This is a genomic window from Pseudogracilibacillus sp. SO30301A, assembly GCF_037072025.1.
Taxonomy (GTDB): domain Bacteria; phylum Bacillota; class Bacilli; order Bacillales; family Amphibacillaceae; genus Pseudogracilibacillus.
Window position 1 is genome coordinate 83,731 of sequence record NZ_JAXHDD010000003.1, and the last position, 17,940, is coordinate 101,670.

Below are 17,940 nucleotides of genomic sequence, written 5' to 3' on the forward strand. Positions count from 1 at the left end.
TTAATCGTGCCCGTTTTGAGTAAGAGTCATGGAAAACGGTCATGTTTCGGTCTTAATCGTGCCCGTTTTGAGTAAGAGTCATGGAAAACGGTCATGTTTCGGTCTTAATCGTGCCCGTTTTGAGTAAGAGTCATGGAAAACGGTCATGTTTTGATCTTAATCGTGCCCGTTTTGAGTAAGAGTCATGGAAAACGGTCATGTTTCGGTCTTAATCGTGCCCGTTTTGGATAAGAGTCATGGAAAACGGCGAGTCTTTATCCATGATGTCGAGTCGAGCCGTATCGATTTATTAATAAGCAGAGCCTAATGTCACAGTTTATGGATTATGTTTCAAAGACATCAGGTCTTTTCGGTGGGGCGAATGGAGGTGCAGTCTTAATTTTATGGAAAATAGCCAAAAACTAAAAGGGGAAATAGGTGTTGACATGAGAGAGAGAACGAAGAAAATTTTATCTGCTTATAGCTTGGTTGTTTTTGCATTTCTATATATACCAATCATCGTTTTAATGGTCTTTTCATTTAATGATTCAAAACTTGGAACTGTATGGACCGGATTTACATTCGATTGGTATATAAAACTATTTAATAACTCCCAGATCATCGAGGCATTACTCAATAGCTTATTTGTTGCCACTGTAACAACGGTGCTGTCGGTTATTTGTGGGACGTTGGCAGCACTTGTTTTACATCGATATATTTTTATTGGGAAAAAAGCGGTCGACTTTATTTTAATGATCCCTGTGATTATTCCGGATATCGTGATTGGAATTGCACTACTATCTATTTATGGAATCCTTAAAATTAATTTAGGTTTATTTACAGTAATACCGGGTCATGTCGTATGGGGAATCTCTTTTGTTGCCTTAGTCGTTTTGGCGCGCATGGCTGGCTTTGACAGGTCACTTGAAGAAGCAGCAAAAGACTTGGGTGCCAATGAATGGCAGACCTTTTGGCGTGTAACCTTTCCACTCATTTTTCCAGGTGTTCTGGCTGGTGCGTTAATTGTCTTTACGATGTCATTGGATGAATTTGAAGTAGCATTTTTCACATCCGGTCCAAGCTCAAGTACACTTCCAGTACTGATTTACTCGATGGTTAGACATGGTGTTTCCCCTGAAATTAATGCGCTATCTACGATATTGATTGTATTAATTATGCTTGCTATTCTCGTTTGGGGTCTAACCATGAGAAGGAAGGAGAGTGCAACAAATGATTAGAAACATACGACTGGCCTATACGATGCTTACACCAACGCTCATTTGGCTACTACTCTTTTTACTCATACCACTAGGGCTAATCATGGTAATTAGCTTTACAACGAACTTGGGATTCGGTGGCATTTTGTATGAATTCAGTACAGAAGCATATCGATTAGCATTTAGTACGACATATGCAAGAGTAATTTGGAATTCATTACTTTGGGCAGGAATTGGAACAATAATCTGCTTACTTATTGCTTACCCCTTCGCCTATTTTATTGCACATGCTGGCAAGTGGAAAAATATACTCCTATTATTAGTCATGGTACCTTTTTGGACGAATTTTTTAATTCTTATTTATGCATGGATTGTGTTATTGAATTCTCAAGGAGTTATTAACAATTTATTGCTATCAATAGGAATCATTTCTGAGCCACTTGCGATGCTTTATACGCCGTATGCAGTTGTGATTGGAATTGTCTATGGATTTTTACCATTTATGGTGTTACCGATTTATGCTTCCATCGAACAATTGGATCATTCATATTTAGAAGCGGCAGAAGATCTCGGTGCGAGCCCGGTAAGAGCCTTCATAAAAATCACCTTGCCATTGACGGCACCAGGTATTTTTGCGGGGATTTTCCTTACATTCATTCCAGCACTAAGTGTATTTGTTATTACAGATTTATTGACCGGTGGAAAATTACTCATGTTAGGTAACATTATCAGAGATGCCTTTATCGTTGAGATGAACTGGCAATTAGGATCAGCCTTATCCTTATTACTTACTCTTCTTGTGTTAATTGCAATTTACTTATTTATGAAATTTACATCATCAGAGGATCGGAATCTATTACTATAGGTGCGTGTTCAAAAAGGAGGATAAAAAGGACTAAGTCGGCTAAGGTCGAAACGTCCTGTGCGGGCGCCATCGACACTAGCACGTCCTGTGCGTCGTCGGTCGATGACAAACGTCACGTCCTGTGATGCCATCGACACTAGTACGTCCTGTACAACGAAAGTTCAAGGCGCGGCGTAGCTTCCCATACCGGAACGTATGCAGTTAATACGTGAGGAACTAAAAAAAGCAAGCCAACGAGCTTTTCAAAGGAATGTCGACTAATAACGGGCTCCAGGCCCAACGACGGTTTACCCCTTTTGAAGGGCATGTCATTTTTACCGAACTTTTTGAACAACCTCTATAGTAAATTATCCTCTTATTACTTTAATAGAAGGTGAAAAAATGGATTTTTTATCCATGTGGGAAGCGACAGCAAATGAACGAATTGATCATCCGGCGCTTGAGGGAGAAATTGAATGTGATGTCGTCATTATTGGGGGTGGCTATTCAGGTCTATCTACTTCTTATCATTTACAAGAAAAAAACTGTCAAACGGTCGTTCTTGAAAAGGGTAGAGTAGGTAGTGGTGCTAGTGGCCGGAATGGCGGAGAAGTGCTTACAGGTTATCTTGGCACCATGCAAGAATGGGCGGAAAAATTCGGAATTGAAATCGCTAAAGAGATGTGGAAACTATCGATAGAAGCGATTGATTTAATCGAAAATATTATTGATACACATAACATTAAATGTGATTTTACTAGAAATGGAGATTTTTATGCTGCATATAAACCTTCACATCTGGAAGGAATGAAAAAGGAACAGGAATTCATGGCAGAGAAACTTAGTTATGAAGAGATAACTATCATTGAAAAAGACGCTCTGAAAACAGAGTTACAGACTGATTTTTATTATGGTGGTCGTGTCGATAAAAAAAGTGCACATTTCCACCCATTAAATTATGCACTTGGTGTGGCTGAAGCGACTGCTGAACGTGGGGCAAAGATTTTTGAAAACACAGAGGCAGTGCAGGTAGAGAGGAAAAATAAAAAAGTCGTCGTTCATACTCCGAACGGGCGGGTTGTTGCCGAGGAAATCGTTATCGTGACGAATGCTTATGCTGGTGATTTACATCAAACGATTAAACGAGCGGTCATCCCGGTAGAAAGTATTATGATTTCTACAGAAGCCCTGACAGAAGACTTGATGGAGGAATTAATTCCAAACAATCGAGCTGTTTCTGATTCTAAAAATCTATTGTATTATTTTCGGAGAACAAACGATAACCGTATGGCCTTTGGGGGGTCTGGTCGAGCAGCGAGCATGCGTGGACTAAACCGGATGTACGAAGCGTTACATATGGGAATGCTCAACGTTTTCCCACAGCTTAGAGATGCAGCAATTGATTATCGTTGGGGTGGCAAAGTAGGATTTACAAAGGAGATGCTGCCATATATTGGGCAATTGGAAGATGGTACATATTTTGCTTTTGGGTATGGCGGGCATGGTGCGGCAATGGCTTCGATGTTAGGAAAAGTAATCGCACATGCAATTTTGAATGATGGGGAAATGAATAATCCATTAAAAGTTGAAAAACTAAAGCCAATTCCATTTCATAGCCAGCATGCAAAAGCAGTTGGGTTGATTAAATTTTATAAAAAGTTTCAGGATATCGTCTCATAGAGAACGCATATGAAAAGAAAGGGATGAAAGGATAAGATGATTCAAAAATTAACATGTAAAGGCTCCCCTAAAGAAATCGGTAAGCAACATGGGGAGCAAGGAAAACAGCAAGTTTTATATAGTTTAAAAACATATGAAGAGCTTTTTCATGGCTATCAATTCATTGATTGGAAACAAGCGAGAGAACGGGCATTATTACATGTCGATGCGATTGAAAAGTACGATGCTGAACTGATCGAAGAAATGGAAGGAGTTGCCGAAGGGGCGGGAGTGGATTTTGAAGATATTTTAGCGTTAAATGCTCGTAGTGAAATTGCGCTAGGAAGTTACGGCGGGCGTGGGTTTTCCGATGGGTGTACAGCAATTGCGACATTTCCACCAGTTAGTAGAGACATCATTATTGGACAGAATTGGGATTGGAAAGGACAGCAACAGAAAAGCTTGCTTCTTATGGAAATTGAGCAGAAAAGTAAGCCAGCTGTCACGATCGTTACAGAAGGCGGGATCATCGGTAAAATTGGGTTTAATTCAGAAGGGTTAGGACTGTGTTTCAATGCGCTTTTAACAGACAAAAAGTCAAATGATGTTCCGATTCATTTAGGGTTGCGTGCTGTCTTAAATTCCCATACATTACCAGAAGCAATTTCAAAATTAAAAGATGGGCAAATTGCGGCGACAGCAAGTTTTGTGATTGGAAAAGCAGATAAGGATGGCAGTGGAATGGCGGTAAATGCGGAAGTTTCTCCATTTGGAATTGATCTTGTCGGTGGGACAGATGGCTCTTTCGTTCATACGAACCATATAAAGTCAGAGCTGCTTAAAGAAAATTTAACGGATATGAATGAATTTATTTACGATGGTTCCATGATGCGCTATAATCGTGCGAAACAGTTGATAAATATCGCGAAACACGAACAAGAAAATATTACCGAAGAAACGTATAAAGAGTGGCTAAAAGATGAATTTAATGCACCAGAAGCAATTAATCATTTTTCGAATGAAAATACTCCTGAACACCGACGGATGGAGACAGTTTTTTCGATCATTATGAATTTGTCAAAACGAAAAACGTACCTATGTATTGGGAAACCTTCTGAAGGAGAGTATACTGAAATTGAATAGAAAGGAAGGATGAACGTGTCAGCCGTTGATTGGTTAGAGGAAAAATTGATAATTCGCAAGATAGAAAAAGATGATATTGAAGAAGTGGTTAAAGTTGCTCAAGCTGCTTTTGGGAATCCTAATATTGCCTTTGAGAAAAAACATTATGAAAGTCATATTGAAATTTTTCCAGAAGGGCAAGTTTGTGTAGCATATGATGGAAAAATTATTGGAGCCAGTTCAAGTGTCATTGTCAACTATGATGAATATGGACACGATCATTCGTTTGAAGAAATTTCCGGGAATAATTATATTACAAACCATAATCCGGAGGGCCGAAATCTGTATGGAATTGATGTCGTCGTTCATCCGGATTACCGCAATTTAAAAATCGGTCGCCGTTTGTATGAGGAGCGGAGAAATTTATGTAAACGATTGAATTTAGAGAGTATTATTATTGGTGGTCGTATTCCGAATTACCATAAATATGCCGATACATTGACGGCGGAAGAATATGTGAGACAAGTGGAAAAGGGTGACATCTTTGACCCTGTAATTTGTTTTCAATTGGCGAACGGGTTTAAAATCAGGACTGTTAAAGCGAATTATTTGATTGGTGATGAAGCCTCATTGGAATACGCAACGATTATGGAATGGGATAATCCTGATTATCGTCGTGAGAATAAAAATAAATTGTAACTTCTGATGGAAGATTTATGCAAATTGGAATAATGTATGCAGATCGGAATGAAATCATGCGTAATGGTTTTAACAGTAAGACAGCATGATCCCGCATTCGCGGAAGCCACCATCTATCATGAAAAAGGTTTGTTTCCATACAAAAGTATAAATCCTTTCTTGACTCGCTCACTGGCTAAGAACGCGACATCCTGCCGCAACGCCAGTACTAGCACGTCCTGGGACTGCGCATTCGCTCGTCCCATCGTAAAAATTTGTGCTCGTAAGTGCTACTTTCGTTCTCGCCGTAAAAGGCTTGCACTCTAGAGCATAAGTGCAACATCACCTCTGTCTTTCGCCATTATGGCTCTGAGGATGGTCGACTAAGAACAGGCTTTGCGCCTAATGTCGGCATACCCCTAGTGATGAGGGCAAGTTTTCTTTAACGTATGCCAAGTTTTCTAAAAGAAACAGGGATGTACAGCCTTTGCAAAGGGATATCCCTGTTTTTGTTGGCATATATCTTGCAAGTGAAATAGTTGGAAGAGAATTACATGAAGAGAAAATTTGAAAACGGTTACGATAGGGGGGAAGCCATATCTAATTCTGTTTATTTCGTTAGGTATATTGTAAGCGATTGCATAGCTTAATCCTAAATAAAAAACTAAAACGATTTGGGGGAAAAATATGGGTCAGAAAACATCACTCAAAAGAAGTTTGGGAGTTTGGGCAATTGTTGCACTAGGTTTGGGGTATATGACGCCAACCGTTGTGTTTGATACGTTTGGAATTGTTTCGCGAATTTCGAACGGGGTTGTACCGCTCGCTTACCTTGTCGGGTTAATCGTGATGATTTTTACTGCAATCAGTTATGGAAAAATGGTGCGCGTTTTTCCGGATGCAGGTTCCGCCTATACATATACAAGGCGAACGATGGGGGAACATGTTGGATTTCTCGTAGGTTGGGCGTCTTTACTAGATTATTTATTATTGCCGATGGTTAACGCACTAATTATACGTATTTATATGGGATCTTTATTTCCAGAAGTACCTGGTTGGGTCTGGGTAGTCATTTATGTCGCGATTGTCACTGCGATAAACGTGTACAGTATGCGCTCTACTTCAGGTTTAAATTTGATTCTCGTCGTTTTCACCGTTGCACTAGTTGCGATTTTTATCGTCATGGCTTCTTTCCAACTTTACAATGGTATGGGGGAAGGAACGTTATTTACGATTAAACCATTATGGCATCAAGATGTGGAAATGATTGCTGTCTTCACTGCCGCAACCGTGGTAGCATTTTCCTTCATTGGGTTCGATGCGATCACAATGTATACGGAAGAAGCAAAAGATGCAAATACTGTGCCACGAGCGATTTTGGTTACGGTTATTCTTGGTGGAACTATCTTTTTTATCGCTGCTTATTTTACACAAACATTATTCCCGGATCTTGGCGTGTTTAGTTTGTTAGATGATACATTACCTGAAATCGGATTATATGTAGGAGGGCAAGTTTTCCAGCTCATTTTCCTGGCTGGAGCTTTTGCGGCAACCGTCGCTTCAGGACTTGCATCTCATGCGAGTGTTTCGCGCTTGTTGTACGTAATGGGACGAAATGGGGTGTTGCCGAAGCGGGCATTTGGGTATGTTCATCCGAAATTCCGAACCCCAGTTTTTACAGTTGTATTAACAGGAGTAGTCTCGTTGCTTGCGATTGGCCCAGATCTCGAATTAATTGCTTCCGTAATTAATTTTGGTGCACTGATTGCGTTTACGTTTGTTAATCTCTCTGTTATTTCCTATTTTGTCGTGAGGAAAAAGCGCTATAAAACTGGCAAGGATATCTTAGACTACTTAGTAATGCCAATTTTAGGTGCAGCGTTCACCGGAATTCTCTGGTACCACTTACATGCAGATGCATTTATTGGCGGACTCACTTGGGTTGTCGTTGGAGTTATCTACATGTTGTATTTGACAAAGTTTTTCAAGAAAAAATTGGGTACATTTGAAGAATCAGAGATGGACGAAATTGCATAATTTTAAGGAGACATTCAAGTTAGGGAAAAATTTGCAACTATAGAAGGAAATAAATCCGAGTTAATAAAAACGATTCAGGATGTCGTACAAATTGATACTGTCGTTGGCAATGAAAAGGTAGGACAGCCTGCATAAGTGTATCTAAGGCACTCGCCATTAAGGCTTGGCTAATGTCAAGTTTTCTAAAAAGATAAGAAAGTATAAAATTTGGGTCTACCATAGTGTGTGTCACTGTGGTATTTTTAATATATGGAGAAAAACATATTAAAACAAATCTTCTTTGATAACAATCAACATTGGGAGTCATTTAAAAAGAAATATGGAGCTAGAATCCGTCCAGTAGTCATCAAGGAGGTTTAGAAGTTTCGTGACTGCGGAAATCCAAAAAATGGATTTAAACTCTTTGTTTGCGAAGGCTGCCATGATGTTCGAAAAGTTCCTTACCGATGTAAAGGTCGCTTTTGCACAACATGTTCACTTGGTGAGAGTGAAGAATGGAGCCGTTTATTAACGGAAGATGTGTTACAGGTGAACCATCGACATATTATATTTACGATTGATGAAGGGTTACGCGAAATATTTTTGTTGCATCGTCATCTCTTAAAACCTTTGATGGATGAGGCCGCCAAACTAATTTCAGATTACTTTGGAAAGAAAGCAAAGGTAAAACCAGGTATCATAGCTGGTTTACATACATTTGGTTCAAGAGTGAACTTTAATCCGCATGTACATATGTTGGTGACAATGGGAGGAATAACAAAAAAGGGAGAATGGAAAGGATATGATTTTATCCCTTTTCAAATGCTCAGGAAGCAGTGGCAGACCGTTGTATTAAAGTTAATCCGAAAAAACCTGTCCAATAAAGAAAAGAAACAGGTTCAGCCTCGCTTACAAAAGGCTTTTTCCGAAAATGGAGAAGGCTTCTATGTGTATGCCCCAAAACAAAGAGGAAAAATAAAGGATCAATTACGCTACATTGGTCGTTATATGCGTCGACCGGCGATTGGAATCAATCGAGTTGAGGCATATGATGGACAATATGTCACATACAAGTATATTGATAAAAAGATAAGCAAGAGAAGCGTGAAACGCTGATGGTAGAAGAGTTTATTATCGTTTAATCCGTCATATTCCGGATGAACAATTCAAAACGATTCGTTATTATGGCATGTATTCGAGAAGAAGTAAAAGCTTAAGCAAAAAAATGCTAACTGCATGGCAACAAGGAAGAAAACGTTGGATACTGAAAGTAAAGAAAACATTACGCCGCCAAACCTGGAGAGAGCGTGTTATTTCTAGTGGTCAAAAAGATCCCATGATATGCCCGCACTGCGACAATAATTATGAGTACATGGGAGAAGTCTGTCCTGAAGATGGCAGATTGGAAATAAAAGTGGCATTAACCGTTGAAGCAAGAAATTATATGAAAAGGGTGATTGCTTATCTCGAAGAAACCCCGGAGCCAAAACAAACGAAAGAGGAATAAAAAGAAAATAGGAACCGATCATCTAAAACCCAAAAAAACAATGATCAATTATCATTGTTTAATGTGTCATGAAGTGGAAAAAATTCCTTATGACGTTGTTAGGGACTTTGATTTAATGGATGGAGGAGATCCTACGACCCCACCAAGATTCAGCTGTGAACAATGCGGAGAAGAAATGTATCCAGAGTATTACAAAGGAGTACATGGACAGGAATACAAATTATCGGATATTCTCTAGTCATGGAGAGAGAGAAAGGACCGGGCCGTCTTTTGCCCGGTTTTTCTAAACACAGAGGGGAGCAAGCGTAGCGCGGTAGGAATTTTAAAAAATTCACCATTTCTAGTGTCCAATTTCTTGACATAGATCCATTCTTATCTTTTATTCTAAATACAAATTAGCTTTTATTATACGCTTGTGACTTATGTTTTACTTTAAAACCGAACATATCATTTATTGGAAATTTGCTTTTACTTATTTATCTTGATGACTAGAATCTGAGTTCCTCTACTTGTGTGGTTATGGCTAATAACTCAAGTGTTTCAGCACAAAAAGGTCTTTTTATTACACCTAACTAGTTTTATTCTATGGCATTTCATCCTCATTTATAAACTCGTATTCTATTGAGTACGCTCCTTTCGCGAGCACTCTTATGAATGTGCCTGGTTCGAGCCTCGTGCTGGAGCTAAATACCACTTGTTTTGTTTTATTGTTTTTGTTAATCCCTTCTAGATCATACTTAAACCTTCCGTCATCATCTATAGGTTCATCTTCATCTTGAATCTCCACATAGACATATTCTTCATCAATCAATGGATTAAAACGATCAAATATCTCTTGAAAGAAGAAGTATAGACTTGCAATTGTAATAATTAGAACGAGACATGAGATAAGAATTTTTTTCATACAATATTTTTCCTTTCTATAAAGCATTTGTTACGATGCTTTTGTAATACCGAATGGTAACCACGGTAAACATCAAATAGATAACAATATAAGCCGCCATACTAATTATAATTGGGGTGAGCATACTTGCGGCCATGAGAACAGAACCTACATTAAGAGCAAAAGCAGCGTGAATTAACCCAATTCCCAGAGGAATTAAATAAACAAAGAGCTGTTTACGGATGATGCCTTTCATTATATCGTTTACTTGAAAACCGAGTTGTCGCAGTGTCCGATAATGGTTTTTTTCTTGCTCAGCCTCTGTCATTTGTTTAAAGTACAAAATACTTCCCGTTGAAAGGAGAAACACAAAGCCTAAAAAGCCAGCGATGAAAATGAGCAACCCGAAGGCTTGAAACGATCCTTTGTATGTGGAATAAAAGTCAGAGATATACTCGTCGCTGTCCACATTCGTTTGAAAGATGTCAGATGCAGTATCTGATTTCTCCGTATCCAACAACTGAAATGTCTCAAAGGTCAAAAATTCTGTGTGTTCATCCTCCTGGATGTTGTCTCTCATTCTCTCGAAGGTTTCTTCCGAAACAAGTAATTGTTCGCCATAGAATAGGTAATTCATCACATTTTCAAGTTTAAACTTGGAGACAGTTAATTGATTTTCTGCATCGTTTGCTGCATACTGCACGTCTTTCGGAAATGAAATCTCCCTTCCTTCTATAACGGTTCGCGAATTATAATAGATCGCTTCATCATCTTGGGGGGGCTCAACATCTAATCCAGCCTTCGCCATCTGCTCTGCTGAGAAAACCATAAACGTGCTGTGACGGTTGTCTATATTTGGATTCTTCTCCACCCATGTGCCATCAAATCGTATGGCATCTAGTTGATGATAATCGAATTCTATCTGCTCCTCTTCCAATCTACTTGATATAATAGCGGCTTCCTCCTGCATATTTTCCACTGCAAAATCAAAAGGCATCGCCAATCTCGTATCGTCTTCGGTTGAATAATATAAGGAATATGAAAGTGAAATCATCGTAATCGCCATAGCAGACAATGTAGTAATTAAGGTTAACGAATTAGCATGACCTTTCATACTGTGCATTAATGGTGCTACCGACAAGCTATTATACAAGCCAAGATTGCCATTTTTCCTTTTTCGAAAAACATATAATATCCAGCTTATTGTTGTACGGAAAAATAAATAGGTTCCTGTTATGGTACTGGCGAGAACTAATAACATAAGATACAGTAGCAAATCTGCATGGACTACAATCAAGGTAGAAACATAATAGCCAAACCCTATAAGGCTTAACCCTGTTAGCCCTAAAATACCTGAAACAATACTTGGTTGTTTGACAAAGTGATCATTTTTATTATTTGCTTGAAACAATTGAAGGAGTGTACTGCGATAAACCGTCAATATAATTTGTAAGGAAGTGATAGCAATTAAGCAAATAAAAACAGCAATTGTTTGGATAACTGCTTGGGTGGAGAAGGTTAAGCCCACCATAACTTCAAGGTCTATAAGTTTTATAAACAGTAAAAGAAAGAGTCGCGAGAACAAAACTCCAACTATCATTCCGATAAGTAAAGCTCCTAGACCAAGAATAGAATGTTCCGCAATCAGCACCCTAGCAACCCAAGCTTTAGACAACCCAATTAACTGATACAATCCGATTTCTTGACTGCGTCTTCTAATAAAGATGTTCGTAGCATACATCGTAAACACAATGGTAATGAAAATGAGTAATATTCCGGCGACTTGAAATGCCGTTGCGAAATTTATGCTATCTTCAGATATATTAACAATGGCTTGGTCATTTTGTAAGGTAGAAAAGATAAAATACAAACTTATGCTAAAGATCATTGCGAAAAAATAGAGATAATACATTTTGATGTTTTTTCGCATGCTGCGAATCACTAATTTTTGTGTGGTCATTGCTAATTGCCTCCTCCAAGAACAGCTTGCATATCAAGAATGTCCTTAAAGAAGGATTCTCTTGTTTTCTCTCCTCGGTACAATTCAGAAAAAATGGTTCCGTCCTTCAGAAAGACAACACGATTACAATAGCTAGAGGCCAGCGGGTCATGAGTAACCATTACAATAGTAACTTGTCGTGTTTGGTTGATCTCATGTAAATTCTCTAATAAATTAGAGGCAGCTTTTGAATCAAGGGCTCCGGTAGGCTCATCAGCAAATACTAGTGAAGGCGAATGAATTAACGCTCGTGCTGCAGAAGTTCTTTGCTTTTGACCACCTGAAATTTCAGAAGGGTACTTATTCGCTAACTCCTTAATTCCTAATATCTCTGCGATGGTATTAAACTCTGTTTCAGCCTGAGCTGTGCTTATTTTTGTTAACGAAACAGGTAACAAAATGTTTTCTTTCACCGTCAACGTATCAAGTAAGTTGTAGTCCTGAAAAATAAAGCCTAGATGCCGGCGGCGAATGTTTGAAAGTTGGTTATCTTTCAGGTTAGAAATCTCGTTCCCATTTATAACAATGTTGCCATCTGTGGCACGATCAATTGTAGCTAACGTATTAAGAAGCGTTGTTTTACCTGAGCCTGAAGGCCCCATGATACCCACAAATTCACCTTCAAACACACGAAGGTCGATTCCATTTAAGACTTGTTGAGCATTTCCCTTTGAACCATAGGATTTACGTACTCCTTCAGCGCTTAAAACAGTATTAGCTGTCTGTTGAATTGTCATCTCGTACACTCCAATCAAGTTGATATAGATACAGTTTAGTTCTTTATTGACTCTATGTCGCACGCTTAAGATGATAAAATAGCGTTGAATGTGATATTTTTGTCACTTAAAGAATGAAAAGTGCAAAACGCTTTTTTAATACGTAGAGATTGGAGTGACTCAACTGAGATAAAGGAAACGGGACGACGGAAGTAGTCAACGTTGACTTGTCATGACTTATCGTAGGGCGTGACATGAAATTTCCTAGTTTTTGTGATTGGAGCAGGATATGGCTATTCTTCAATATTAATGAAATCATGAAAAACTTTATGGTTTCTCTTATCTTTCAAATAAAAGGCTGTCATGTCATGAATAGATCCCAACTACTTCGTTATAGTTCAATTTATAACAATGATTGTCTAATTTGTTCAAATGAATTGGTACTAGTAAAGATCATTACCAGCGATGTGCCTTTGCCAACGACTGAAGAAACATCAAGTTGGATATGTAACTTCTTGCTTATTTCTTGTGCAAGGTAAAGCCCTATTCCGGTGGCATTGTTTTGTACTCGACCATTTTCCCCCGTAAAGCCCCGATCAAATATACGCGGGAGATCATGCGCTTGAATCCCTGGTCCTTCGTCTTTAATGTTTACTATAACAGATTTATTTTCATCTGAACCCACATTTATGACGATTGTTCCACTTGTGGGGCTATACTTAATGGCATTTGTTAAAAGCTGTCGCAAGACGAATCCGCACCACTTTTTATCCGTATAAACGATAGATGCAGTGTTTCCCGTTATATCAACGGCTAAATTTTTTTCCATACACCAAGTTGACAACTCCCTAATCTCTTCTTTTAGCAAAATTCCCACTTCCAGCTTTTCAGGCAGAAGATCTGAGTCTAGAGTGGGTAATCGTGAAATATAAAGTTGTCGGTCAAGTAGTAAATGTATCTTTAGCCAAATTGTATGAAGCTTTTGAGCTAATTCATTAGACCGATGAGCATCAATGGTTATCTTCATCGCTGTAAGAGGCGTTTTCATTTCATGAACCCATGAGGTAATATCATTATGTTCCATTTGTTGAGAGAAGTGATCCTCACGACGCTTGTTTTGATTTTGCTCATAAATGTTTTGAAAAAGTGAATATAAAATATGGTCAGGAAAATGGCTTTCAGGAGTAGGGATGCTTTCAAACCAGTCATCGTCTAGATCACCAAAGAGCTCAAGTAAAGATTTATAATAAGAGGTTTCTTTTTTGTACCTCCAAACAAAAAAAACAACAAAGATCGTTAGAAGTAACCCATTTAAATAAATAATTGAATAGGGCTCCACATGAATCCCCACATCAAATAGGATTAAAGCGTTTGTAAGTAGAAGGAGTATCACAATTAGGCCAATCCAACTTTTCTTATAAATGAGATAAGAGATAAATATTTTAGACCCCTCCTATAGTGTAATAGCCATATATCCGAGCCCTTTTTTTGTTATAATCCCATTGGCTAAGTTAAGAGATGAGAGCTTTTGTCGTAACCGTGTGATGTTTGCTGTAAGTGTATTGTCATTAATAAATTGATCATCCTTCCAAAGCAGTTGCATCAGTTCATTACGTGAGACGATTTCGTTATTTGATCTGACTAATACAGAAAGAATAAAAAATTCATTTTTTGTAAGCTCAATAGTTATGCCATTCTTATAAATTCCACCACTTTTTAAGTCAATAATGGCTTGATTCCATTCAATGATATCAACAGATGCTTCTTCATACGTATACGTTCTGCGAAGAATTGCCTGAATTTTAGCGAGAAGGACATCCATATGAAAAGGTTTTTGTACGTAATCGTCAGCCCCTAAGTTCATTGCCATCACCATATCCATCGGATGATCTCTTGATGAGAGAAAGATAATGGGCACCTTGGATACAGCACGTATTTCTCGACACCAATGGAAGCCATCAAATTTAGGAAGCTGTATATCAATCAAGACTAAGTGGGGCTGATGCACAACAAAGTCTTCCATTATAAGAGAAAAATCATTTGGACTACTTACTTTATATGACCACTGGTTTAATCCTTCTTTTAATGTTTCTAAGAGAATGGGGTCATCTTCAATAATAAAAATATTCATATTCATTTTGACCCCTCCTTCTATACGTAGACTATTTTAAATTTTCACCATTAAAAGCTATTAATTGTACCTAGTGTTTATGGTAATATAAAAGTAGAGAGTATTGCAACGAAAATATGAGAAGGTTGCACAAATAAAAAGGCTTTCCAGTCCAATCAAAACACTATATCGTTAATAGCGAAAATGGATTTATAGTTTTATTTATTACCCAGTATGATATGCGGAAATAAATAATAGATTTTACGAATTAACCCCCACTGAAGCTGAAATAAATGAGAACGTCATTGAACATCCATATGATGTGAATTGGGGCATATATGATTCACTTAAGCCGGTACTACTTCTCCTCGATCCAATGAAGAAGCAGCACATGCCTAATTCAATACGTGAAAAGTGTAAAGCATTACTATAGTCCCTTTAATTAAAACTTAACATGAAATTCTGCTACTCCATTCACATCATAAAATTGGATCTTATATTACTTCAAATGATCTCTTAAAAATTGATTTATCAGATAAGCACTCGTTTCTAACTCTTCTTCTAGAGGGAAATGACCAGTATTTAATAAATGAATCTCACAATCTTTAAGGTCTTTTTGGAATGCTAACGCACCTTTAGATCCGAAAAACATGTCATTTTTCCCCCAAGCAACCAATGTAGGAGGTTGATAAGTTCTAAAATACTCTTGCCAATTTGGATATTGTTTCAGATTGTTTCTATAGTCATAATACAAAGCAAGTTGTATTTCGCTATTTCCCGGACGATCCAAAACGAATTGATCCATATTCCATGCATCGGGGCTAATTCGATCAGGGCGACGAGTCCCATCTGTATATTGATATTCTGTAAATTCCACAGATAACAGGGATCTTAAATTATTTTTATTTTCCTCAGTAGGCTTTTCCCAATATGTCCTTATAGGATCCCAGGCAGACAATAAACCTTCTTCATATGCATTTCCATTTTGAGTTATGATGGCTTGAATTCTTTCAGGGTGTTTTGTTGCTAATCTGAATCCGATTGGGGCTCCGTAATCATGAACATAAATACTATATCTTTTTAATTTTAGCATCTCTACAAATTCATTTATCAGAATAGCGATATTATCAAAAGTGTATTCAAAATCATCCATTTTGGGCTGATCACTATTCCCGAAACCTGGATAATCAGGTGCAATAATGTGATATTCATCCATTAATTTAATAATTAAATTTCTATACATATGAGAAGAGGAGGGGAAACCGTGAAGCAATAAAATTGTAGGATTGCTTCGATTACCAGCTTCTCGATAAAAAACATTAATGTTGTGGATATTTATTGTTTTGTATTGAACAGACATATTCTCACCTCGAATTATTATTGGAAATCAGTTGGGCACTTTAACAAAATCGTTGAATCGACTCATTTATGTTTCTACGTATATTTCTTCAACATTAAATTCTTTCAAGTTCACCTCACCTCCTTAACCTGTAATATGAAGATATAATGGTTATAATTGAATACTACATCATTTTAACTAACTTGTAAATTATTTTTTTAACGGTTATAATGATTTACGAGGTGAAATATAATGAACAAATCAATATTCGTATTAGGTGGAACTACATGGATTAACCTATTAAATACGACATATAACTCTAATAAAGAACAGGTTGATATTCTTGTTGACTCATCGAAAACCCTTCAATGGCTAGAAGCAAATAATTTATTAAGGGAGTCTGACACCCTAGCTTTAGAAAACAAAGAATTGCTTGATTCGCTCATTTACGGGCTTCATTCGCTTCGGAACCTCTGCAAAATAATTATGTCTGATTTAGAACGACATGGAGAACTCGTTCCAAACACTGCGGATCAACTGGTAAAACTAGTTAAGCAAGTGAAAGTTGATCTGACTATTGTTCAAAAGAATGATAAATTAGTATTGGCATCCGAGGGAATCACAGCTAAAGATCACGTGTTGTACAATATTGTTGACTCAATTATTCACACATTGGAGAGCACGTCCACCAATCGTATTAGGAAGTGCGAAGCCCCAGAATGCTGTCTCTATTTTGTCGATACATCAAAAGCAGGAAAAAGGCGCTGGTGTAGCATGAAATTATGCGGGAATCGCAAAAAAGCTGCTGAATTTTATGCAAAGAAAAAGAAAAAGTAGTACACAAATTGCCAATGAAATTATGATTACGACCCAAAATGGCCAACTCCTCCCTTGGTAAGCGCTCTTGCGGTTACTCCGAGCTTCATCGTACCGGCCGTTGGGCAGCAGTTCATGCCGGATATGGCCATCTTCTGTGACCCACATACCGACATATGGATGGGATGTTGCCTGTTTATTGTTCATTTCAATTTCTCCCTTCATTTTCAAATGGCGACTTGCATCCGGTTCGTGTCATGCTTGCTTCATAATATATTCAACGAAAGAACCAGTAACAGAATCTTAATCAATATCCTAACCTCCAATTGGATGGGATGATCACAGTTTTATTATGAAACACTGCGTAAGCATAGTGGTAGCCGGGATATCCACGATTCTTGCCTAATCCTCCAAAAGGCTATAGTATAATAAGAAAAAGACTTAAGACGGAATTAAAAGGATGGGAGAAGATCTGTGTGAAAAGAAATGAAGAATTAATCGAGGCAATCGGGCAATATATACAAAGCGACGGTACGCAGGAGAAAGCTATTCCTGGTTTACGATTTACCCGCACCTCCCAGATTTCCGAGCCGGTGCATACAGTCTACGAGCCTTCCCTGTGCGTCGTGGTACAAGGCTCAAAAGTTGTCATGCTTGGAAAGAGGGGTTTCATTATGATGCAGCCAGTTATTTGACGGCTTCTGTTCATCTGCCAATCAGAAGCCAGGTCGTAGAAGCTTCACCGGAAAACCCCTATTTAAGCTTGCAGTTACAGATATGAATCGGATTCTTGATATTCTTCCAGCATCGAATAAAACAGAGAGGCCGAAAAGTGAATCAAAACGTGGCTTGGCGATTAGCAGGATGAGTGACTCGCTCCTCGATGCCGTTTTCCGGCTCCTGGATACTCCTCAAGATATTCCTGTACTTTCGGCCGGTCTCCATCACGAAATACTTTACCGGGTACTGCAAAGTGAACAGAGCGATGCTTTGAAGCATTGTGCGCTTATCGGGTGCCAAGCTCAGCGGATTGCAAAGGTAATCGAGAAGTTAAA

General features: G+C 38.2%; 13 protein-coding genes and 3 pseudogenes. 9 read left to right on the forward strand and 7 right to left on the reverse strand.

Annotated features, from left to right (window positions below; genetic code table 11):
• Positions 1-383: 383 nt before the first annotated feature.
• From SPD89_RS03095 to SPD89_RS22845, 7 genes and pseudogenes are all read left to right on the forward strand, one after another.
• The gene (locus SPD89_RS03095; RefSeq protein WP_336260502.1) at positions 384-1,217 is read left to right on the forward strand and encodes an ABC transporter permease; all 834 of its coding nucleotides are present in this window, start codon (positions 384-386) and stop codon (positions 1,215-1,217) included.
• Complete coding sequence (locus tag SPD89_RS03100) at positions 1,210-2,061, forward strand: ABC transporter permease (protein ID WP_336260503.1); 852 nt, start codon at positions 1,210-1,212, stop codon at positions 2,059-2,061. The genes SPD89_RS03095 and SPD89_RS03100 overlap by 8 nt, the downstream gene beginning before the upstream one ends.
• Before the next feature lie 381 nt (positions 2,062-2,442).
• Positions 2,443-3,720: an NAD(P)/FAD-dependent oxidoreductase gene (locus SPD89_RS03105; RefSeq protein WP_336260504.1), complete on the forward strand. Its 1,278-nt coding sequence runs from the start codon at positions 2,443-2,445 to the stop codon at positions 3,718-3,720.
• A gap of 36 nt (positions 3,721-3,756) precedes the next feature.
• On the forward strand, positions 3,757-4,842 hold the full coding sequence (locus tag SPD89_RS03110) for a C45 family peptidase (RefSeq protein ID WP_336260505.1): 1,086 nt from the start codon (positions 3,757-3,759) through the stop codon (positions 4,840-4,842).
• A 15-nt stretch (positions 4,843-4,857) separates the two neighbouring features.
• Complete coding sequence (locus tag SPD89_RS03115) at positions 4,858-5,520, forward strand: GNAT family N-acetyltransferase (protein WP_336260506.1); 663 nt, start codon at positions 4,858-4,860, stop codon at positions 5,518-5,520.
• Between the two features lie 666 nt (positions 5,521-6,186).
• Positions 6,187-7,536, forward strand: a complete 1,350-nt coding sequence (locus SPD89_RS03120) for an APC family permease (protein ID WP_336260507.1) — start codon at positions 6,187-6,189, stop codon at positions 7,534-7,536.
• 249 nt (positions 7,537-7,785) lie between these two features.
• Positions 7,786-9,094, forward strand: a pseudogene (locus SPD89_RS22845) (IS91 family transposase).
• A 511-nt stretch (positions 9,095-9,605) separates the two neighbouring features.
• On the opposite strand, the gene SPD89_RS03140 reads toward SPD89_RS22845, so the two are convergent.
• From SPD89_RS03140 to SPD89_RS03165, 6 genes are all read right to left on the reverse strand, one after another.
• Entirely contained in the window at positions 9,606-9,926 is a 321-nt protein-coding gene (locus tag SPD89_RS03140; RefSeq protein ID WP_336260510.1) for a YxeA family protein, read from the reverse strand.
• 16 nt (positions 9,927-9,942) lie between these two features.
• Complete coding sequence (locus SPD89_RS03145) at positions 9,943-11,865, reverse strand: ABC transporter permease (RefSeq protein ID WP_336260511.1); 1,923 nt, start codon at positions 11,863-11,865, stop codon at positions 9,943-9,945.
• Between the two features lie 2 nt (positions 11,866-11,867).
• Positions 11,868-12,641 carry an ABC transporter ATP-binding protein gene (locus tag SPD89_RS03150; protein WP_336260512.1) on the reverse strand — a complete coding sequence of 258 codons (774 nt, stop codon included), beginning with the start codon at positions 12,639-12,641 and terminating at the stop codon, positions 11,868-11,870.
• A 382-nt stretch (positions 12,642-13,023) separates the two neighbouring features.
• Complete coding sequence (locus SPD89_RS03155) at positions 13,024-13,959, reverse strand: sensor histidine kinase (protein ID WP_336260513.1); 936 nt, start codon at positions 13,957-13,959, stop codon at positions 13,024-13,026.
• Between the two features lie 114 nt (positions 13,960-14,073).
• Complete coding sequence (locus tag SPD89_RS03160; protein WP_336260514.1) at positions 14,074-14,757, reverse strand: response regulator transcription factor; 684 nt, start codon at positions 14,755-14,757, stop codon at positions 14,074-14,076.
• A gap of 472 nt (positions 14,758-15,229) precedes the next feature.
• The gene (locus SPD89_RS03165; RefSeq protein ID WP_336260515.1) at positions 15,230-16,090 is read right to left on the reverse strand and encodes an alpha/beta fold hydrolase; all 861 of its coding nucleotides are present in this window, start codon (positions 16,088-16,090) and stop codon (positions 15,230-15,232) included.
• Positions 16,091-16,321: 231 nt separating this feature from the next.
• On the opposite strand from SPD89_RS03165, the gene SPD89_RS03170 reads away from it, so the two are divergent.
• Positions 16,322-16,906, forward strand: a complete 585-nt coding sequence (locus SPD89_RS03170) for a CGNR zinc finger domain-containing protein (protein WP_336260516.1) — start codon at positions 16,322-16,324, stop codon at positions 16,904-16,906.
• A 48-nt stretch (positions 16,907-16,954) separates the two neighbouring features.
• On the opposite strand, the pseudogene SPD89_RS03175 reads toward SPD89_RS03170, so the two are convergent.
• Positions 16,955-17,092: pseudogene (locus SPD89_RS03175) on the reverse strand (Atu4866 domain-containing protein); the annotation flags it as partial.
• A 386-nt stretch (positions 17,093-17,478) separates the two neighbouring features.
• Between SPD89_RS03175 and SPD89_RS03180 the strand changes: the two are divergent.
• Positions 17,479-17,812: pseudogene (locus SPD89_RS03180) on the forward strand (AraC family transcriptional regulator); the annotation flags it as partial.
• Positions 17,813-17,940: the final 128 nt, after the last annotated feature.

Bases quoted from the DNA above. Each gene is read 5' to 3' on its own strand.
- SPD89_RS03100 (WP_336260503.1), top strand. From the start codon at position 1,210: ATGATTAGAAACATACGACTGGCCTATACGATGCTTACACCAACGCTC.
- SPD89_RS03105 (WP_336260504.1), top strand. From the start codon at position 2,443: ATGGATTTTTTATCCATGTGGGAAGCGACAGCAAATGAACGAATTGAT.
- SPD89_RS03110 (WP_336260505.1), top strand. From the start codon at position 3,757: ATGATTCAAAAATTAACATGTAAAGGCTCCCCTAAAGAAATCGGTAAG.
- SPD89_RS03170 (WP_336260516.1), top strand. From the start codon at position 16,322: ATGAACAAATCAATATTCGTATTAGGTGGAACTACATGGATTAACCTA.
- SPD89_RS03095 (WP_336260502.1), top strand. From the start codon at position 384: ATGGAAAATAGCCAAAAACTAAAAGGGGAAATAGGTGTTGACATGAGA.
- SPD89_RS03120 (WP_336260507.1), top strand. From the start codon at position 6,187: ATGGGTCAGAAAACATCACTCAAAAGAAGTTTGGGAGTTTGGGCAATT.
- SPD89_RS03150 (WP_336260512.1), bottom strand. From the start codon at position 12,641: ATGACAATTCAACAGACAGCTAATACTGTTTTAAGCGCTGAAGGAGTA.
- SPD89_RS03165 (WP_336260515.1), bottom strand. From the start codon at position 16,090: ATGTCTGTTCAATACAAAACAATAAATATCCACAACATTAATGTTTTT.
- SPD89_RS03160 (WP_336260514.1), bottom strand. From the start codon at position 14,757: ATGAATATGAATATTTTTATTATTGAAGATGACCCCATTCTCTTAGAA.
- SPD89_RS03145 (WP_336260511.1), bottom strand. From the start codon at position 11,865: ATGACCACACAAAAATTAGTGATTCGCAGCATGCGAAAAAACATCAAA.
- SPD89_RS03140 (WP_336260510.1), bottom strand. From the start codon at position 9,926: ATGAAAAAAATTCTTATCTCATGTCTCGTTCTAATTATTACAATTGCA.